Source organism: Micromonospora sp. NPDC005163 (genome assembly GCF_053599835.1).
This window is the reverse complement of the sequence record NZ_JBSFYP010000006.1, coordinates 95,799-114,494: the sequence shown is the minus strand read 5'-3', so window position 1 is coordinate 114,494 and position 18,696 is coordinate 95,799. Positions and strand designations below refer to the sequence as shown.

Genomic DNA, 18,696 nt, shown 5'->3' with positions numbered 1-18,696 from the left:
CACTCCTCGCGTTCACCGGCCTGCCTCCTGGACGGTGCCGCCCACCGACGGGGCGGGGTCGGTCCTGCCGATGTCGTCCATGGTCGCCTGGACGGCGGGGTTGATCACGTCAGTGACCGGCTTGGGGTAGAAGCCGAGCAGCACGATCAGCGCGATCAGCGGGGCGACCACGACCTTCTCGCGCAGGTTGAGGTCCTTACGCATGCCGTCGACCTCGGTCAGTGCCGGGTTGAGCGTGCCCTGGGTGGTGCGCTGGATCATCCACAGCACGTACGCGGCCGCGAGGATGATGCCGAGCGTGGCAATGACCGCGACCGGCTTGTTCACCGTGAAGGTGCCGATCAGCACCAGGAACTCGGAGATGAACGGCGCGGTGCCGGGCAGCGCGAGCGAGGCGAGACCGGCGAAGAAGAGCACCCCGGCGAGCAACGGAACCAGCTTGCCGGCACCACCGAAGTCACTGATCAGGGCCGAGCCGCGCCGGGTAATCAGCATGCCCACCACCAGGAAGAGCAGGCCGGTGGCCAGACCGTGGTTGAGCATGTAGAGCACCGCGCCGGTGCCGGCCTGGGTGGTGAAGGCGAAGATGCCCACCCCGATGAACCCGAAGTGCGCGATCGAGGTGTACGACACCAGCCGCTTGAGGTCGTTCTGGCCGACCGCCAGCAGCGCGGCGTAGACGATGCCGATCACGCCCAGCGCCAGCGCCCACGGCGCGAACCACTTCGACGCCTCGGGGAACAGCGGCAGGCAGTAGCGCAGAATGCCGAACGTGCCGACCTTGTCCAGCACGCCGACCAGCAGCGCCGCGGCGCCCGCCGGTGCGGCGCCACCGGCGTCCGGCAGCCACGTGTGGAACGGGAAGAACGGCGCCTTGATGGCGAACGCGAGGAAGAAGCCGAGGAACAGCCAACGCTCGGTGCCGGTGCTGATGTCGACCTGCGACAGCGCCTGCCAGTCGAAGGTCTTCCCGCCGACCACCCACAGCCCGATCACCGCGGCCAGCATGAACAGGCCGCCGACGAGCGAGTAGAGGAAGAACTTCACCGCCGCGTACTGCCGCTGGTGGCCGCCGTAGCTGCCGATCAGGAAGTACATCGGCACCAGCATGACCTCGAAGAACACGTAGAACAGGAAGACGTCGGCGGCGGCGAAGACGCCGATCATCGTGCATTCGAGGACCAGCAGCAGCGCGAAGTAGACGGGCACCGACCGCTTCGACGACTCCGCGTCGTGCCAGGACGCCAGGATCACCAGCGGAACCAGCACCGCGATCAGCATCAGCATCACCAGCGCGATGCCGTCGGCGGCGAAGGTGAAGCTGACGCCCCAGTTCGGGATCCACGAGTACGACTCGCGGAACTGGAACCGGTCACCGCCGGCGTTGAAGCTGACCCACATCACCACCGAGAGCACCAGCACCAGCAGCGACCAGGCGAACGCCACCTGCTTGGCCAGCTCCGGCCGGTGGCGCGGCAGGAACGCCACCACCAGGGCGCCGACCAGCGGCGCCACGGTGAGCACCGAGAGGAACGGGAAGTTGGACATTATTCGGCCTTACCTCCGTCGTCACTGCGTGGTCCGCCGGCGGGGGCGGCCGGAAAGAGGTCGATCACGCCAACCACCCGGCCTGCACCGCCAGGAACGCCGCCATCACCAGCAGCGCACCGGCCAGGATCGAGGTGGCGTACGAGCGGACGAAGCCGGTCTGCAGCCGCCGGAGCCGGGCCGAGCCACCGCCGACCGCGGCGGCGAGCCCGTTGACCAGTCCGTCGACGCCCCGGTTGTCGAGGAAGACCAGCGCCCGGGTGAGGAAGATGCCCGGCTTCTCGAAGACCGCCTCGTTGACCGTGTCGGTGTAGAGGTTGCGCCGGGCGGCGGTGACCAGTACGCCGGCCGGCTGCGGCGCGGTGGCCGTACCGGCCCGGAACAGGAACCAGGCGAGCCCGGCGCCCAGCACGGTGACCAGCAGTGAGAGCACCGTGATCACCGTGTGCGAGAGGACCGGTTCGTGCGCCTCCTCGTGGGCGCCCAGCCCGGCGGTCGCCGTCAGCCAGTCCGGGACCGAGGTGGCGAGCAGGAAGCCGGCACCGACCGAGCCGACCGCCAGCAGGACCAGCGGGATGGTCATCAGCGCGGGTGACTCGTGCGGGTGTTCGATGTCCTCGGTCCAGCGCTTCGGGCCGTGGAAGGTGAGCACGAAGAGCCGCGTCATGTAGAACGCGGTCAGCCCGGCGCCCAGCAGAGCAGCCCCGCCGAAGAGCCAGGCGGTCCAGTCCGACCGCTCGAAGGCGGCCACGATGATCGGCTCCTTGGAGAAGAAGCCGGAGAACGGGAACATGCCGATGATGGCCAGCCAGCCCATCATGAAGGTCAGCCAGGTGATCTTCATGTACTTCGACAGCCCGCCGAAGCGGCGGATGTCCACCTGGTCGTTCATCCCGTGCATGACCGAGCCGGCGCCCAGGAACATGTTGGCCTTGAAGAAGCCGTGCGCCAGCAGGTGCACGATGGCCAGCGCGTACGCCGCGCCGCCCAGGCCGACGCCGAGGAACATGTAGCCGATCTGGCTCACCGTCGACCAGGCGAGCACCCGCTTGATGTCGTCCTTGGCCGCGCCGATGATGCAGCCGATCAGCAGGGTGAGCGCGCCGACGCTGACCACCACGAGCTGGAGCGTCGAGTTGGCGGAGAAGATCGGGTTGGACCGGGCGATCAGGTAGACGCCCGCGGTGACCATGGTGGCGGCGTGGATGAGCGCCGACACCGGGGTGGGGCCCTCCATCGCGTCCGGCAGCCACGCCTGGAGCGGGAACTGGCCGGACTTGCCGGTCGCGCCGAGCAGCAGCAGCAGGCCGAGCACCAGCACGGTCGAACCGGCCAGCGCGCCGACGCCGTTGAACACCTCGTCGTACTGGGTGGTGCCCAGGGTGGCGAACATGATGAAGATGCCGATGGCCAGGCCGGCGTCGCCGACCCGGTTCATCAGGAAGGCCTTCTTGCCGGCGGTGGCGGCGCTCGGCCGCTCGTACCAGAAGGAGATCAGCAGGTACGACGCCAGACCGACGCCCTCCCAGCCGAAGTACAGCATCACGTAGTTGTTGCCGAGCACCAGCAGCAGCATGGCCGCGACGAACAGGTTGAAGTACGCGAAGAACCGGCGGCGGCCGGCGTCGTGCGCCATGTACTCCACGGCGTACAGGTGGATCAGGAAGCCCACGCCGGTGATCAGCAGCACGAAGACGGCGGCCAGCGGGTCGAACAGCAGGCCGAAGTCGACCCGCAGATCACCGACGGCGATGAAGTCCCAGAGGCTCAGCTCGACCGACTTGTTCTCCAGGCCACGCAGCTGGAAGAAGGAGGCCAGGCCGAGCACAAACGCGGCACCGATGGCGGCGACGCCCAACCAGTGCCCCCAGCGGTCGGCCCGCCGGCCGAGCAGCAGCAGGATGGCCGCGCTGACCAGCGGGATCGCCACGAGCAGCCAGACGCTGCTGAGCAAGCCCGTGGCACCGGCGTACTGCACAGTCTCTTCCACTTGCTTGCCCCTTAGTACTTGAGCAGGTTGGCGTCGTCGACGCTCGCGGAGCGTCGAGTCCGGAAGATCGACATGATGATCGCGAGACCGACCACGACCTCAGCCGCCGCCACCACCATCACGAAGAACGCCATGATCTGACCGTTGAGGTCACCGTTGATCCGGCTGAAGGTGACCAGCGTCAGGTTGGCCGCGTTGAGCATCAGCTCCACGCACATGAACAGCACGAGCGCGTTGCGCCGTACGAGCACCCCGGCGGCGCCGATGGTGAACAGCACCGCGGCGAGTACCAGGTAGTAGTTCGGCTCGACCGAGAAGAACCCGTCCATTACTTGTCCGTCCCCTTCAGCGTGGTCTCCTCGGCGGTCAGCTCACGCTGCGGAAGGATCGCCGGGGTGCTGCGGTCGGTCAGGCGGCCGTCGGGCAGCCGGGCCGGGGTGGCCACCGAGGAGGAGGTCGCGAAGATTCCGGGGCCCGGCTTGGGACCGGGATAGCTGCCCGGAGCGAAGCGCGCCCGCATGGTGGCCGGCTGGTCCATCTTGTCCTGCTTACGTCGCTCGACGTGCGCCAGCACCATGGCGCCGACCGCGGCGGTGATCAGCAGCGCCGAGGTCAGCTCGAACGCGAAGACGTACTTGGTGAACAGCAGCCGGGCGATGCCTTGCACGTTCCCCTCCGCGTTGGCCTGCTCCAGGCCGACCGCGGTGGTCTGGTCCAGCGCCTGGTAGAGGCCGCTGCCGATCAGGCCGGCGAAGCCCAGCCCAAGCACGATCGCGGCGACCCGCTGGCCGCGCAGCGTCTCGATCAGTGAGTCCGAGGAGTCCCGCCCGACCAGCATCAGCACGAACAGGAAGAGCATCATGATCGCGCCGGTGTAGACGATGATCTGCACCATGCCGATGAACGGACCGGCCTGGAGCACGTAGAACACGCCCAGACAGAGCATGGTCAGCACCAGCCAGAGCGCCGAGTGCACGGCGTTGCGCGCCGCCACCATGCCGATCGCCCCGATCAGCGCCAGCGGGGCGAGGATCCAGAAGGTGACCGCCTCGCCGCCGGGCACCGAACCCGCCGCGGCGAGCACCGTCTCCGTTGTCATGCTCCGTCTCCCTTGCCCGCGCCGGCTCGCTGGGCCGCCTGCTCGGCGCCCGGGAACGTCACGCCGGGGTGCTCCTCGACCTGGTAGCGGCCGGGGCCCATCGGGGACGTCTCGGCCCCGGCGGAGGTGCCCGGGTTGTCCAACGCGCCCACGTAGTAGTCCTTCTCGCTGTCGCCCAGACGCATCGGGTGCGGCGGCTGCTCCATGCCTTCGAGCAGCGGCGCGAGCAGCTGCTCCTTGGTGAAGATCAGATCCTGCCGGTTGTCCCGGGCCAGCTCGTACTCGTTGCTCATGGTGAGCGAACGGGTCGGGCAGGCCTCGATGCACAGCCCGCAGAAGATGCACCGGGCGTAGTTGATCTGGTAGACGCTGGCGTACCGCTCGCCCGGCGAGAAACGCTGCTCGTCGGTGTTGTCGCCACCCTCGACGAAGATCGCGTCCGCCGGGCAGGCCCAGGCGCACAGCTCACAGCCGATGCACTTCTCCAGCCCGTCCGGGTGCCGGTTGAGGATGTGCCGCCCGTGATAGCGCGGCGCCGACACCGGCGGCTTGAACGGGTAGTCGGTGGTGACGACCTTCCTGAACATGTGCGAGAAGGTGACCCCGAAGCCCTTGAACGTTCCGGTGATCGTGCCCACGTCACACCTCCCTGGAGTCCGAGCCGGTGGCGATGTTGGCCGGCTCCCGCTCGGCGACCACGCGCGTGATACGCGGGCTCGGTGGTACCTGAAGATCCATCGGTGGCAGCGGGAAGCTCCCGTACGGGCGGCTGTCCACCTGTTCCTGAGTCGTCGGCTTCGGCTGCGGTCGGCGGCTGGGCCAGAACAGCGTGGCGATCAGCAGGATGCCGGCCGGGATGCCGACCGCGATCATCTTGCCGCGCGCGTCCCAGTCCTCGATGGAACGCAGGCCCGACAGGACCAGGATCCAGACCAGGTTGATCGGCAGCAGCACCTTCCAGCCGAAGCGCATGAACTGGTCGTACCGCAGCCGAGGCAGCGTGCCGCGCAGCCACACGAAGACGAAGACCAGCGCGATCACCTTGCCGAAGAACCAGAGCATCGGCCACCAACCGGAGTTGGCGCCCTCCCAGATGGTGATCGGCCACGGCGCACGCCAACCGCCGAGGAACAGCGTGGTGGTGACCGCGGACATGGTCACCATCGCGACGTACTCGCTGAGCATGAAGAGCGCGAACTTCAGCGAGCTGTATTCCGTCATGAAGCCGGCGACCAGCTCCGACTCGGCCTCGGGCAGGTCGAACGGCGCCCGGTTGGTCTCACCCACGGTGGCGATGAAGAAGATGATGAAGCTGGGCAGCAGCAGGATCGCGTACCAGCCCGGCGCCGGGATCTGCTGGCCGAAGATGGACAGCTGGGTGCCGTGGCCCTGGGCGGCGACGATCCCACTGGTGCTCATCGTGCCGGCGGTCATGAACACCGCCACGATGGAGAGCCCCATGGCGACCTCGTAGGAGATCATCTGGGCGCTCGACCGCAGGCCGCCGAGGAGCGGGTACGTCGAGCCGGAGGCCCACCCGCCCAGCACGATGCCGTAGACGCCCATCGAGGAGCAGGCCAGCAGCAACAGCACCGCCACCGGCACGTCGGTGACCTGCAGCGGCGTGTGGTGGCCGAAGATGCTCACCATCGGGCCGAACGGCACCACCGCCAGCGCGGTGACCGCGCAGATCACCGAGATGGTCGGGGCGAAAAAGTAGACGACCTTGTCGGCCGCCTTCGGCAGGATGTCCTCCTTGAAGGCCATCTTCAAACCGTCGGCGAGGGTCTGCAGCAGGCCGAACGGGCCGACCTGGTTGGGGCCGGGCCGCACCTGCATGTAGCCCACCACGCGCCGCTCGAACCAGACGCCGAGCAGGGTGGCCACCAGACCGAAGGCGAACGCGAAGACGATCTTGATGAGAACCAGCCACCACGGATCCCGACCGAAGTCGGCCAGCGTCGGGTCCTGGGCCAGGTAAGACGGGCTCACTGGTTACCCCCAGCGTTGAGGAGCGGACCCGGGAGACCGGCCTCGTCCGCCGCCACCCGCCCGGCCGGGACGGCCGCGCTCGGTGCGGGGACGGAGATCCGCACGACCGCGCCGGACGTCGCCCCAAGGCTGCGTCGCACGGTCGAACCCGGTGAGTTGGTCGGCAGCCAGACCACGTCGTCCGGCATCTCGGTGAGCTCCGCCGGCAGGGTCAGCGCCCCCCGGTCGGTGCCCACCGTGACCGGGTCGCCATCGGCGACCCCGAGCGCCTCGGCGGTGCCCTTGCCCAGCCGGACCACCGGCGGGCGGGCGGTGCCGGCGAGGTGCTCGTCGCCGTCGGTCAGGGTGCCCAGGTCGACAAGCTGGTGCCAGGTGGCCAGCACGGCCTCCCCGGCGCCCGGGCGCGGCGCCGTACCCGGCGCCACCGACGGCGGCGCCGGCCGCTGGGTGCGGGTCGCCGGCAGCGTGCCCAGCTCGCGGCGCACGCTCGGCACGTCCGCGGTGCCGAGCCGCACGTCGAGCAGCGCGGCCAGCGCGTCGAGCACCCGGCCGTCGGTCATCGCCGCGGTCTGCAGCACCGCCTCGAACGGACGAAGCCGACCCTCCCAGTCCAGGAAGCTGCCGGCCTTCTCGACCACCGGGGCGATCGGGAGCACCACGTTGGCCCGCCGGGTCACCGCGCTGCCGCGCAGTTCCAGGCTGACCAGGAACGGCACCGCGTCCAGGGCGGTCTCGGCGAGCCGCGGGTCGGCCAGGTCGGCCGGGTCGACCCCGCCGACCACCAGCGCGCCCAGCTGCCCGTTCGCCGCAGCCGCCAGGATCTGATCGGTGTCCCGACCGGCCTGGCTCGGGATCACCCCGGCCGGGATGTCCCACGCCTCGCCCAGCTCGGCGCGGGCGGCCGGCTCGGTGACCAGCCGTCCACCGGGGAGCAGGTTGGGCAGGCAGCCCGCGTCGACCGCGCCGCGGTCACCCGCGCGCCGCGGCACCCAGACCAACTTCGCGCCGGTACGCCGAGCCACGTCCGCCGCGGCGGAGAGCCCGCCCGGCACAGTGGCCAGCCGCTCGCCGACGATCAGGATCGCGCCCGGCGCGCTCAGCGCCTCGGCGACCGTGGCGTGCTCGGCGAGCACGCTCGCCTCCTCGCCCGGCACCACCCGGGCCAGCTTGGCACCAAGCTTCTCCAGGCCGCGGGTGGCGAACGGCGCCAGCGCGTACACCGTCAGGGTCTTCTTCAGGTACGCCTTGCGCAGCCGCAGGAAGAGGATCGGGCACTCCTCCTCCGGCTCCAGGCCGACCAGCACCACCGCCGGCGCGTTATCCACGTCGGTGTAGGTGACGTCGGTGACCCCGGCGACCGAGCTGGCCAGGAAGTCGGACTCCTCGCGGGAGACCGGTCGGGCCCGGAAGTCGATGTCGTTGGTGTTCAGCGCGACCCGGGCGAACTTCGCGTACGCGTAGGCGTCCTCGACGGTCAGCCGACCGCCGGTGAGCACCGCCGTGCCCTGCCCGCTCTCGCGGGCCGCGTGCAGCCCCTCGGCGGCCACCGTGAGCGCCTCACTCCAGGAGGCCTCGCGCAGCTCGCCGGTGCGCTCGTCGCGGACCAGCGGGGTGGTCAGCCGGTCGGTGGCCCGGGCGTACTGGAAGCCCCACCGGCCCTTGTCGCAGTTCCACTCCTCGTTCACCGCCGGCTCGTCGCCCGCCAGCCGGCGCAGCACCTTGCCGCGCCGCCAGTCGGTGCGCTGCCCGCAGCCCGCCGAGCAGTGCTCGCAGACGCTCGGGCTGGAGACCAGGTCGAACGGCCGGGCACGGAACCGGTACTGGGCACCGGTCAGCGCGCCCACCGGGCAGATCTGCACGGTGTTGCCGGAGAAGTAGGAGTTGAACGGCACGTCACCCGCGTCGCCCTCCTCGCCGTACGCGTCGTCCCGGTAGATGTTGATCTCCTCGGTGGACGACCGGCCCATCAGGTCGATGAACTTGTCGCCGGCGATCTCCTCGGAGAACCGGGTGCAGCGCTGGCAGAGCACGCAACGCTCGCGGTCCAGCAGCACCTGGCTGCTGATCGCCATCGGCTTCTCGTACTCCCGCTTGTGCTCGTGGAAGCGGGAGTCGGTGCGGCCGGTGGACATCGCCTGGTTCTGCAGGGGGCACTCGCCGCCCTTGTCACACATCGGGCAGTCCAGGGGGTGGTTGAGGAGCAGCAGCTCCATCACCCCCTCCTGCGCCTTCTTGGCCACCGGGGAGGTGAGCTGGGTGCGGACCACCATGCCGTCGGCGACTGCCTGTGTGCAGGAGGCGACCGGCTTGCGCTGCCCCTCCACCTCGACCAGGCACTGCCGACACGCGCCGGCCGGTGCCAGCAGCGGGTGGTCGCAGAACCGGGGGATCTCGGTGCCCATCTGCTCGGCGACCCGGATCAGCAGTGTCCCCTTGGGGGCGGTGACCTCGACGCCGTCGATGGTGAGGGTGACCGTGTCGGTCTGCTTGGCTACGTCCGTCATCAGTGAGCTCCAACCAGCTGCTTGTCGGAGAGCTTCGGCGCGGTCCGTCCCTCGATGTAGTCGAGGTAGTCCTGCTTGAAGTACTTCAGTGACGAGGTCACCGGGCTGGTCGCGCCGTCACCCAGGCCGCAGAACGAGCGGCCGAGGATGTTGTCGCAGGTGTCCAGCAGGGTGTCCAGGTCCTCGTGGGTGCCCTGGCCGGCGAGGATCCGCCGGTAGACCCGGACCATCCAGTAGTTGCCCTCCCGGCACGGGGTGCACTTGCCGCACGACTCGTGGTGGTAGAACTCCAGCCACCGGTAGGTCGCGTAGACCGGGCAGTCCTGGTCGGAGAAGATCTGGGTGGCCGTGGTGCCGAGGATCGACCCGGCCGCCGCCACCCCCTCGAAGTCCAGCGGCACGTCCAGATGCTCGGCGGCGAGCAGCGGGGTGGACGAACCGCCCGGGGTCCAGAACCTCAGGTTGTGCCCGGGCTGCATCCCGCCGGCCAGCTCCAGCAGCTCGCGCAGCGTGACGCCCATCGAGCACTCGTACTGGCCGGGGTTGGCGATCCGGCCGGAGAGCGAGTAGATCATCGGCCCGGACGACTTCTCGGTGCCCATGGTCTTCCACCAGTCGGCCCCGCCGAGCACGATCGGCGGCACGCTGGCGATGGTGCCGACGTTGTTCACCACCGTCGGGCTGGCGTACAGGCCGTGGGTGGCCGGGAACGGCGGGCGCAGCCGGGGCTGGCCCCGGAACCCCTCCAGCGAGTCCAGCAGCGCCGTCTCCTCGCCGCAGATGTACGCCCCGGCGCCCGAGTGCACCACCAGCTCCAGGTCGTAGCCGCTGCCCAGGATGTTGCGGCCGAGGTAGCCCTTGTCGTACGCCTCCTGGACCGCGTTGCGCAGCCGGCGCGCGGCGTGCACCGCCTCGCCCCGGATGTAGATGTAGGCGCGGTTGGCCCGGATCGCGTACGAAGCGATGATCACGCCCTCGACCAGGGAGTGCGGGTCGTGGGTCATCAGCGGCAGGTCCTTGCAGGTGCCCGGCTCGCCCTCGTCGGCGTTGACCACCAGGTAGTGCGGCTTGCCGTCGCCCTGCGGGATGAAGCCCCACTTGAGACCGGTGGGGAAGCCCGCGCCGCCCCGGCCACGCAGCCCGGAGTCCTTGATGAGCTGGATCAGGTCGTCCGGGTGGGCCTTGAGCGCCTTGCGCAGCGCAGCGTAGCCGTCCAGCTGCTCGTACGTGCCGATCCGCCAGGCGTCCGGCGACAGCCAGCGCTTGGTCAGCACCGGCGTCAGCTTGGCCAGCGTCTCCGGGCGGGGAGTGGTCACTTCTGGGCCCCCGTTTCGCTCGCGACGGTGGAGGTCGCGCCATCGGCGCTCGCCGACGCTTCGTTGAGGTTGCGCTCCTGCGCGCCGGTGGAGTCACCGGCGGGCTTGCCGTCACCGGCCGGCGCGTTGGTCGCCACACCGGCGGCCTCCGCCTCCTGCGCGTCGCGCGGGGTCGGCGGGGAGGTCTCCGCCGGCTGGCCGGCGCCGGCGTTGCCGGGCGTACCCGTCGGAGCGGACGCCCCGTCGCCACCCTTCACCGGGCTGACCTGCGGGGCGGGCGCCTCAACCGGCGTCGCGGCGGCCTCGGCCGCCTTCGCCTTGGCGGCCGCATTGTCCGCCTCCGCCTTGCTGCGGATCGGGGTGTTCGGGTCGAAGCCCGGCACCGAGACGCCGTGCTGCTGCGCCAGCCGCAACCCGCGCAGGGTGGGCTCGCCCGGCCCGCCGTCGGCGACCGCGCCGTCCCGCTCGTCGGCGAAACCGGCGAGCTGGACCGCCATCTCCTTGAGCGTGCAGAGCCGGGCGCCGCGGGTCGGCATCGGCCGGCCGCCGGCGCGCAGCTCATCGACCACGCCGACCGCGGTGGACGAGTCCACGCCGTCGAAGAAGTCGTAGTTGACGGTCATCACCGGGCCGTAATCGCAGGCCGCCAGGCACTCGGCGTGCTCCAGGGTGATCTTCCCGTCGGCGGTGGTCTCGTCGTGCCCGACACCGAGGTGCTCGGCGAGGGTGTCGTAGACCTCCTGGCCGCCGAGCACGTTGCACATCGTGTTGGTGCAGACGCTGACCAGGAAGTCGCCGGTCGGCTTGCGCTTGTACATGGTGTAGAAGGTGGCTACCGCGCCGACCTGGGCCTTGTTCAGCCCGAGCACCTCGGCGCAGAACGCGACACCGGCCGGAGAGACGTACCCCTCCTCCGACTGGACCAGGTGCAGCAGCGGCAGCAGCGCTGAGCGGGACCGGTCCGCCGGGTAGCGGGCGATGATCTCGCGCGCCCGCTCGCGCGTCGTGTCAGTGAAAGTCATCGGTCACAACCACCCATCACGGGGTCCAGCGAGGCGCCGCCGGCGATCACGTCGGCGATCAGGCCGCCCTCGGCCATCGCCGGGAGGGCCTGGAGGTTGACGAAGCTCGGTTCCCGGTAGTGCACCCGGTACGGCCGGGTGCCACCGTCGGAGACCGCGTGCACGCCCAACTCGCCGCGGGGCGACTCGATGCCGACGTACACCTGGCCCGGCGGGACCCGGAAGCCCTCGGTGACCAGCTTGAAGTGGTGGATCAGCGACTCCATCGACTGACCCATGATCTTCGCGACGTGCTCCAGCGAGTTGCCCATGCCGTCGACGCCGATGGCCAACTGCGCCGGCCAGGCGATCTTGCGGTCGGCGACCATCACCGGGCCCGGCCGGAGCCGGTCCAGCGCCTGCTCGACCAGCTTCATCGACTCCCGGATCTCGGCGAGCCGGACCAGGTAGCGGCCCCACACGTCGCCGTCGGGGTGGGTCGGCACGTCGAACTCGTACGTCTCGTAACCGCAGTACGGCATGGTCTTACGCAGGTCCCAGGCCAACCCGGCGGAACGCAGCACAGGCCCGGTGATGCCGAGCGCCACGCAGCCGGTCACGTCCAGCACCGCGACGTTCTGCGTCCGCTCGGTCCAGATCGGCTGGCCGGAGAGGAGGTCCTCGTACTCCTTGAGCTTCTTCGGCATCATCTTCAGGAACTCGCGGATCTTGACGATCGCCTCGTCCGGCACGTCCTGCGCCACGCCGCCCGGACGGACGTACGCGTGGTTCATCCGCAGGCCGGTGATGGTCTCGAAGATGTCGAGGATGTACTCCCGCTCGCGGAAGCCGTAGAGCATGATCGAGATCGCGCCCAGCTCCATGCCGGTCGTCGCCAGCCAGACCAGGTGCGACGAGATCCGGTTGAGCTCCATCATCAGCACGCGGATGGTGGTGGCGCGCTCGGTGATGTCGTCGGTGATGCCGAGCAGCTTCTCGACCGCCAGCGCGTAACCCGTCTCGTTGAAGATCGGCGCGAGGTAGTCCATCCGGGTCACGAACGTCGAGCCCTGGACCCAGTTGCGGTATTCGAGGTTCTTCTCGATGCCGGTGTGCAGGTAGCCGACGACCGAGCGGGCCTCGCGGACCGTCTCGCCCTCCAGCTCCAGGATCAGCCGCAGCACCCCGTGCGTGGACGGGTGCTGCGGACCCATGTTGACGATGATCCGCTCGTCGTTGATCGGGTCGGTGCTCGAGACGACCGAGTCCCAGTCCCCACCGGTGACGGTGAAGACCCTGCCCTCGGTGGTCTCGCGTTCGGTCGCGTAGTTCGACGTGGTCACTGGTAGGACCTCCTCCGGTCCGGCGGCGGGATCTCAGCGCCCTTGTACTCGACCGCCACGCCACCGAGCGGGTAGTCCTTGCGCTGCGGGTGGCCCTCCCAGTCGTCCGGCATGAGGATGCGGGTCAGGTTGGGGTGGCCGTCGAAGACGATGCCGAACATGTCGTACGCCTCCCGCTCCTGCCAGTCGGCGGTCGGGTAGATCGCCGTCACGCTGGGCAGGTGCGGGCTCTCCACGGAGACGGCGGCCTCCAGGCGGACCCGACGCCGGTAGGTCATCGAGGTGAGCAGGTAGACCACGTGCAGCCGGCGCTCGTCGGCGCCGAGGTAGTCCACGCCGGACACCGAGGAGCACAGCTCGAAGCGCAGCGCCAGATCGTCCCGCATCACCTGGCAGACCTCGGCGATGCGCTCCGGGCGTACGTGCAGGGTCAGCTCACCCCGGTCGACCACGACCTTCTCGATCGCGTCGCCGAAGGCCGGGTAGGCCTCCTCCAGCGCGTCGCGGACCTCGTCGAAATAGCCACCGTACGGCCGGGCGGCCTCCTCGATCGGCTCGCGCTGGCGGACCAGGCCGCCGTAGCCGGACACGTCGCCGGTGCCCTGGTTGCCGAACATCCCGCGGCCCGCCGGGCTGGCTGGCGGGTATTCGGCGGGGGCGGTGCTGCTGGCACCGGCCGGGGTGACCGGTACCGGCACGCCGCCGTCGTTGGGCTTGTCGGTGGGTGACGTCATTTGGGGCCTACCTGCGGGTGGAGGTGGTTCTGCGCGTTCATCCAGTTCTCGATTCGCAGCTGCTCCTCGCGCCCCTCGCGGACCGCCCGGGTCCACTCGGCACGCCGGGCCTTGTCGTTGCGGTACGAGGACGGCATGGAGCCGTAGGGCACGACCGGGACGTCGCCACGCTCCTGGCGGGCCGCCAGCATCTTGCGGCCGTTCGGGCCCAGCGGCTCGTACATGATCTTCTCGCGGAGCTTGAGGATCGCGTCGATCAGCATCTCCGGCCGGGGCGGGCAGCCGGGCAGGTACATGTCGACCGGTACGACGTGGTCGACGCCCTGCACGATCGCGTAGTTGTTGAACATGCCGCCGCTGCTGGCGCAGACGCCCATGGAGAGCACCCAGCGGGGCTCGGCCATCTGGTCGTAGATCTGGCGCAGCACCGGCGCCATCTTCTGACTCACCCGGCCGGCCACGATCATCAGGTCGGCCTGCCGGGGCGAGGCCCGGAAGACCTCCATACCCCAGCGGCCCATGTCGTAGTGCGGACCACCGGCGGCCATCATCTCGATGGCGCAGCAGGCCAGGCCGAAGGTGGCGCCCCACACGGACGACTTCCGGGACCAGTTGACCAGCTTCTCCACCGAGGTGAGCAGGACGCCGGCGGGAAGCTTCTCCTCGATGCCCATCTGACGTTCCTTCCTCAGTCCCAGTCCAGGCCGCCGCGCCGCCACACATAGGCGTACGCGACGAAGACCGCGACGATGAACAGGACCATCTCCACGAAGCCGAAGATCGGCAGAGCGTCGAACGAGACCGCCCAGGGGTAGAGGAAGATGATCTCGATGTCGAAGACGATGAAGAGCATCGCCGTCAGGTAGAACTTGATCGGGAACCGCCCGCCGCCGACCGGCTGGGGGCTGGGCTCGATGCCGCACTCGTAAGCCTCGAGTTTGGCCTTGTTGTAACGACGGGGACCGGCAAAGCGGGCGGCGCCAACGGAGAACAGCGAAAACGCCGCGGCGAGGGCAAACAGCCCGATGATCGGTGCGTAAGGCGAGAGCGTCATCGTTTTCTCCTGCTCGTCCTTCCCTGCCCTCGGTGCTTGACGAAAATCACACTATTCACGTCCCTCGCGGTGGCTGCCGGCGGGGGTCGATCTCTGTCCGGTCCGGGGCTGTGACCAGCACCGACACGGTCCATCTAGGCCGCTGGCGCTACCTTCGTCATCGCGTTGATGACCCGGTCCATCGCGTCCCCGCCACGCGGGTCGGTCAGGTTGGCCAGCAGCTTGAGTACGAAGCGCATCAGCGTCGGATGCGGCATTCCGTGCTTGGTGGCGATCCGCATGATTTCCGGACGACCGATCAGCTTCACGAAGATGCCGCCCAGCCGGTAGTAGCCACCGAGCCGCGCCTTCAGCTCGTTCGGGTACGCCATCAGCGCCCGCTCCCGCTCCGGGCCGGCGGGCCGCGCGAGGGCCTGCAACGCGACCTCCGCGGCCAGCTCGCCGGACTCCATGGCGTAGGCGATGCCCTCCCCGTTGAACGGGTTGACCATGCCGCCGGAGTCGCCGACCAGCAGCACGCCACGGGTGTAGTGCGGCACCCGGTTGAAGCCCATCGGCAGCGCGGCGCCGAGGATCGGGCCGTCGGCGTTGGCCTCGTCGGTCATTCCCCAGTCGACGGGCGTGTTCGCCAGCCAGTCGGTGAGCAGCCGGCGGTAGTTGGTCTTGCCGAACGCGGAGGACGAGTTGAGCACGCCGAGGCCGACGTTGACCCGCCCGTCACCGAGCCCGAAGATCCAGCCGTACCCGGGCAGCAGGTTGTCGCCGCTGTCCTTGCTGCGCAGCTCCAGCCAGGACTCCAGGTAGTTGTCGTCGTGCTTGACCGGGGAGCGGTAGTAGCGCCGGACGGCCACGCCGATCGGCCGGTCCTCCCGCTTGGCCAGCCCGAGAGCGAGCGGGAACCGGCCGGAGACCCCGTCCGCCGCCACGACCAGCGGCGCGTGGAAGGTGGCGGGCTCCTTGCCCGGGCCCACCTCGGCCTCGACGCCGGTCACCCGGCCGTCGCCGTCGAGCACCGGGCCGAGCACGTTGACGTTGGTCCGCAGCTTGGCGCCGGCGGCCACCGCCCGCTGGGCGAGCAGGTCGTCGAAGTCGAGTCTGGTGCGTACCAGCCCGTAGTTGGGGAAGCTGGCCAGCTCCGGCCAGTCCAGTTCCAGGCGCACCCCGCCGCCGATCACCCGCAAGCCCCGGTTGTGCAGCCAGCCGGCCTCGGGCGAGGTGTCCACGCCCATCCGGACGAGCTGGCGCACCGCGCGCGGGGTCAGCCCATCGCCGCAGACCTTCTCCCGGGGGAACTCGGTCTTCTCCAGCAGCAGCACCCGTACGCCGTGCCGCGCCAAGTGGTAAGCCGTCGCCGATCCACCGGGACCGGCGCCCACGACGATGACGTCGGCATCGTGTTCCACCGCGGTCATCCGCGCCTCCTCCCGCACGCTCGTGAAATGCTTCACAAGCCAGACGGGACGAGTGTATGACCGGCGTCATACCTGCCCAGGATCAGGGGTACCTAACTCGCAGATGTGACAGTCAACGACCGTCCACAGCAGGCAGGTGTCAGGCCGGACTGGGCGCGTCCAGGCCCGCGTCGACCCGGATGGTCTCCGGCAGGTGCTCGCGTAGCGCGCCGCCGGCCGCCCGGTCCAGCGCGGCCAACACCTCGGCGACGACCTGCCGGACGTCCGCCGGATCAGCGCCCGCCAGCGCGCGCAACTGCGCGATGAGTTCGGCCGCGTCGTCGTCGGTGGCGGCCACCGGGTCCGCCGGCTCTGCTCGGGTCATGCGGACGAGCGTACGACGCAAAGTGGACTAAAGACTGATATTCACGAAACCGGAATATCGTCGGTGTCGGTGTCGGTCGACGGCGCGGGCCGGACTACTCGCGGATGCCCCGGTGCAGGGCGACCACGCCGCCGGTCAGGTTGCGCCACGCCACCCGTCCCCAGCCCGCCGCCGCGACCCGCCCGGCCAGCGCGGCCTGGTCCGGCCAGGCCCGGATCGACTCGGCGAGGTAGACGTACGCCTCGGGGTTGCTGGACACCGTGCGGGCCACCACCGGCAGCGACCGCATCAGGTACGACAGGTAGACCGTCCGGAAGGCGGGGTTGACCGGGGTGCTGAACTCGCAGACCACCAGCCGCCCACCGGGCCGGGTCACCCGGGCCAACTCACGCAGGGCCGCGTCGGTGTCGTTGACGTTGCGCAGCGCGAAGGAGATGGTCACCGCGTCGAAGCTGGCGTCGGCGAACGGCAGCCGCAGCGCGTCTCCCGCCAGCAACGGCACCTCGGGCCGGGCCCGCTTGCCGGCATGCAGCATGCCGAGGGACAGGTCCGCACCGACCGCGTACGCCCCGGACTGCGCCAACTCCCGGGTCGAGACACCGGTGCCGGCGCCCACGTCCAGCACCCGCTCGCCCGGTCGCAGCCCGAGCGCCGCCCGGGTGGACCGACGCCAGGAGCGGTCCTGGCCGAAGGAGAGCACCGTGTTGGTCAGGTCGTATCGCTCGGCTACGCCGTCGAACATCGCGGCGACCTCGTGCGGCTGCTTGTCCAGGCTGGCGCGCTGGCCCTGCGGGGTACGGCTCACCCCTCCACTCTGCCAGCCGTCCGCCGCCCGACGGTCGCTGGGTGGCGCGGCAGGGATCCCGGCACACGAAAAGGGCGGGGTGGTCACCCACCCCGCCCGCACGTCGTGCCAGCGTCAGTCGGTCGACTTCTCGTCACCCGGGGCGACCAGGACGACCTTGCGCCGGCGGGAGAGCACCAGCAGCGCCCCGCCCGCGAGCAGGATCATGCCGCCGATGCCGCCGATCAGGCCGACCTGCACACCGGTCACCGGCAGCCCGCCGTCGTCGTCGCCACCACCGCCACCGCCACCCGCGCCCGGCGACGTGGTCGCGCCCGGGGTCGTCGTGCCGCCCGGGGTCGGCGTCGCCGTCACCGTGGGCGTGGAGGTCGCGGTGAGAGTCGGTGTCGGGGTCGGGGTAGGCTGCACGGTCAGGTCGACGAACACGTCGAACTGCGCGATGTTGTCCCCGTGGTCAGTTTCGGTGAACGCCCGGCGCTGCGCGCTGGTCGCCACCTGCGGCTGCTCCTCAGGGCTGCCCTGAGCGGCGTCCAGGCCGGCGGCGAAGAGGAACCCGGGCCGGAGCACCGGCTCGGTCACGTCCGCGCCGATCCGCACCCGCACCCGCACATCGGCGGTGTAGAACTGACCCGGCTTCAGCACCACGCCGGAGTCCTCGCAGTACGCGTTCGCCAGACCGTTCAGCGGCTGCTCCACGCAACCCTCCGGCAGCTCAGCGAAGGTGACGCCCGCCGGCAGCGTGAAGCCGTACGCCAGGCCGGTGGCCTTGCGGCTCCCGTCGTTGTAGACCGCCCAGTCCAGCGGGGCGGTCTCGCCAGGCCGGACCGACGTGCGACCGGCCTCGCCCGTCTCGTCACCGTCCACCACCACGTCGGCGTAGACGTCCTGCACCCAGGTGGTCAGGTCGTAGCCGGGCTTGGCCACGGTGATCTCATGCTCGACGGTGTTGTCGTCGGTGAAGGGATCGGCGGTGGCCGAGCTGACGGTGACCACCAGCGTGCCGGCCGCGCCGCGACCACCCGTCGAGAACAGCGGGATGCCGAAGTCCTCGGTGGTGCCGGCAGCCAGGTCGCCGAGGAGGCAGCTGAAGGTGGTGCCGGCGACCTCGCAGCCGTCCCAGGCGAGCACACCGACCTTGCGGTCCTTCAGGCCCTTGGTCTCAACGGTAACCCGGACGTCCTTGGCGTCGACCGTGCTCCTGGTGTTGTCCACCTGAAACTTGAACGGCTTGGCCTTGGCTTCCTTGACGCCCTTCGCCAACTCGTAGCTGAGCGGCACCAGGGCCAGGTCGGCCTGGTCGGCGGCCTGGGCCGGGGCGGCCACGGTGGCCAGGCCACCGGCCGCGAGCAGGGCCACGACGCCCGCGCGGGCCAGGGCCGAGCGGTGGAACGGTGTCATCGGTCCCCCGGGGATAGGGAAGAAAGAATGGTTGCGGAACGAGCGGACGTTATCGAAGGTCGATCTTCCGCGCCAGCCGGCGGGGCCGCTTTCATCCGTCCGGTCGGGAGGGAGCAGACGGTACGGGCGGAATGGT

General features: G+C 70.0%; 17 protein-coding genes. All 17 read right to left on the bottom strand.

All coding sequences use genetic code 11. The features are described 5' to 3' along the window. Window positions 1-12: 12 nt before the first annotated feature. A complete protein-coding gene (locus ACWD6N_RS07400) occupies window positions 13-1,548 on the bottom strand; it encodes an NADH-quinone oxidoreductase subunit M (RefSeq protein WP_354967331.1) in 1,536 nt (511 codons plus the stop codon). Window positions 1,549-1,612: 64 nt separating this feature from the next. Next, window positions 1,613-3,538 (bottom strand): NADH-quinone oxidoreductase subunit L, encoded by a 1,926-nt coding sequence (gene nuoL, locus ACWD6N_RS07395; RefSeq protein WP_354967330.1) that lies wholly within the window; start codon window positions 3,536-3,538, stop codon window positions 1,613-1,615. Between the two features lie 11 nt (window positions 3,539-3,549). Then, on the bottom strand, window positions 3,550-3,867 hold the full coding sequence (gene nuoK / locus ACWD6N_RS07390) for an NADH-quinone oxidoreductase subunit NuoK (RefSeq protein ID WP_354967329.1): 318 nt from the start codon (window positions 3,865-3,867) through the stop codon (window positions 3,550-3,552). Then, window positions 3,867-4,637 (bottom strand): NADH-quinone oxidoreductase subunit J, encoded by a 771-nt coding sequence (locus tag ACWD6N_RS07385; RefSeq protein WP_354967328.1) that lies wholly within the window; start codon window positions 4,635-4,637, stop codon window positions 3,867-3,869. Before ACWD6N_RS07385 ends, nuoK begins: the two co-directional genes overlap by 1 nt. After that, the gene (gene nuoI, locus ACWD6N_RS07380; protein WP_121655456.1) at window positions 4,634-5,275 is read right to left on the bottom strand and encodes an NADH-quinone oxidoreductase subunit NuoI; all 642 of its coding nucleotides are present in this window, start codon (window positions 5,273-5,275) and stop codon (window positions 4,634-4,636) included. The genes ACWD6N_RS07385 and nuoI overlap by 4 nt, the downstream gene beginning before the upstream one ends. Window position 5,276: 1 nt before the next feature. After that, window positions 5,277-6,629 (bottom strand): NADH-quinone oxidoreductase subunit NuoH, encoded by a 1,353-nt coding sequence (gene nuoH / locus ACWD6N_RS07375; protein ID WP_354967327.1) that lies wholly within the window; start codon window positions 6,627-6,629, stop codon window positions 5,277-5,279. Further along, a complete protein-coding gene (locus tag ACWD6N_RS07370; RefSeq protein ID WP_354967326.1) occupies window positions 6,626-9,133 on the bottom strand; it encodes an NADH-quinone oxidoreductase subunit G in 2,508 nt (835 codons plus the stop codon). Before ACWD6N_RS07370 ends, nuoH begins: the two co-directional genes overlap by 4 nt. Beyond that, window positions 9,133-10,449: an NADH-quinone oxidoreductase subunit NuoF gene (gene nuoF, locus ACWD6N_RS07365; protein WP_354967325.1), complete on the bottom strand. Its 1,317-nt coding sequence runs from the start codon at window positions 10,447-10,449 to the stop codon at window positions 9,133-9,135. Before nuoF ends, ACWD6N_RS07370 begins: the two co-directional genes overlap by 1 nt. Further along, window positions 10,446-11,471, bottom strand: a complete 1,026-nt coding sequence (gene nuoE / locus ACWD6N_RS07360) for an NADH-quinone oxidoreductase subunit NuoE (RefSeq protein WP_354967324.1) — start codon at window positions 11,469-11,471, stop codon at window positions 10,446-10,448. The genes nuoF and nuoE overlap by 4 nt, the downstream gene beginning before the upstream one ends. Continuing rightward, the gene (locus ACWD6N_RS07355; protein WP_354967323.1) at window positions 11,468-12,793 is read right to left on the bottom strand and encodes an NADH-quinone oxidoreductase subunit D; all 1,326 of its coding nucleotides are present in this window, start codon (window positions 12,791-12,793) and stop codon (window positions 11,468-11,470) included. The genes nuoE and ACWD6N_RS07355 overlap by 4 nt, the downstream gene beginning before the upstream one ends. Further along, entirely contained in the window at window positions 12,790-13,527 is a 738-nt protein-coding gene (locus ACWD6N_RS07350; protein ID WP_354967322.1) for an NADH-quinone oxidoreductase subunit C, read from the bottom strand. The genes ACWD6N_RS07355 and ACWD6N_RS07350 overlap by 4 nt, the downstream gene beginning before the upstream one ends. Next, window positions 13,524-14,201 carry a NuoB/complex I 20 kDa subunit family protein gene (locus ACWD6N_RS07345; protein ID WP_145785918.1) on the bottom strand — a complete coding sequence of 226 codons (678 nt, stop codon included), beginning with the start codon at window positions 14,199-14,201 and terminating at the stop codon, window positions 13,524-13,526. Before ACWD6N_RS07345 ends, ACWD6N_RS07350 begins: the two co-directional genes overlap by 4 nt. A gap of 14 nt (window positions 14,202-14,215) precedes the next feature. Then, a complete protein-coding gene (locus ACWD6N_RS07340) occupies window positions 14,216-14,581 on the bottom strand; it encodes an NADH-quinone oxidoreductase subunit A (RefSeq protein WP_074316036.1) in 366 nt (121 codons plus the stop codon). A gap of 134 nt (window positions 14,582-14,715) precedes the next feature. Next, window positions 14,716-15,993 carry a geranylgeranyl reductase family protein gene (locus tag ACWD6N_RS07335; protein ID WP_354967321.1) on the bottom strand — a complete coding sequence of 426 codons (1,278 nt, stop codon included), beginning with the start codon at window positions 15,991-15,993 and terminating at the stop codon, window positions 14,716-14,718. Between the two features lie 139 nt (window positions 15,994-16,132). After that, entirely contained in the window at window positions 16,133-16,357 is a 225-nt protein-coding gene (locus ACWD6N_RS07330) for a hypothetical protein (RefSeq protein ID WP_089018103.1), read from the bottom strand. A gap of 94 nt (window positions 16,358-16,451) precedes the next feature. Beyond that, window positions 16,452-17,162 (bottom strand): demethylmenaquinone methyltransferase, encoded by a 711-nt coding sequence (locus ACWD6N_RS07325; RefSeq protein ID WP_354967320.1) that lies wholly within the window; start codon window positions 17,160-17,162, stop codon window positions 16,452-16,454. A 114-nt stretch (window positions 17,163-17,276) separates the two neighbouring features. After that, window positions 17,277-18,560 carry an LPXTG cell wall anchor domain-containing protein gene (locus tag ACWD6N_RS07320; protein ID WP_354967319.1) on the bottom strand — a complete coding sequence of 428 codons (1,284 nt, stop codon included), beginning with the start codon at window positions 18,558-18,560 and terminating at the stop codon, window positions 17,277-17,279. Window positions 18,561-18,696 lie beyond the last annotated feature (136 nt).

Coding starts and splice junctions, on each gene's coding strand:
- ACWD6N_RS07400 (WP_354967331.1), bottom strand. CDS start 1,548: ATGTCCAACTTCCCGTTCCTCTCGGTGCTCACCGTGGCGCCGCTGGTC.
- nuoK (WP_354967329.1), bottom strand. CDS start 3,867: ATGGACGGGTTCTTCTCGGTCGAGCCGAACTACTACCTGGTACTCGCC.
- ACWD6N_RS07385 (WP_354967328.1), bottom strand. CDS start 4,637: ATGACAACGGAGACGGTGCTCGCCGCGGCGGGTTCGGTGCCCGGCGGC.
- ACWD6N_RS07370 (WP_354967326.1), bottom strand. CDS start 9,133: ATGACGGACGTAGCCAAGCAGACCGACACGGTCACCCTCACCATCGAC.
- nuoE (WP_354967324.1), bottom strand. CDS start 11,471: ATGACTTTCACTGACACGACGCGCGAGCGGGCGCGCGAGATCATCGCC.
- ACWD6N_RS07350 (WP_354967322.1), bottom strand. CDS start 13,527: ATGACGTCACCCACCGACAAGCCCAACGACGGCGGCGTGCCGGTACCG.
- ACWD6N_RS07345 (WP_145785918.1), bottom strand. CDS start 14,201: ATGGGCATCGAGGAGAAGCTTCCCGCCGGCGTCCTGCTCACCTCGGTG.
- ACWD6N_RS07340 (WP_074316036.1), bottom strand. CDS start 14,581: ATGACGCTCTCGCCTTACGCACCGATCATCGGGCTGTTTGCCCTCGCC.
- ACWD6N_RS07335 (WP_354967321.1), bottom strand. CDS start 15,993: ATGACCGCGGTGGAACACGATGCCGACGTCATCGTCGTGGGCGCCGGT.
- ACWD6N_RS07330 (WP_089018103.1), bottom strand. CDS start 16,357: ATGACCCGAGCAGAGCCGGCGGACCCGGTGGCCGCCACCGACGACGAC.
- ACWD6N_RS07320 (WP_354967319.1), bottom strand. CDS start 18,560: ATGACACCGTTCCACCGCTCGGCCCTGGCCCGCGCGGGCGTCGTGGCC.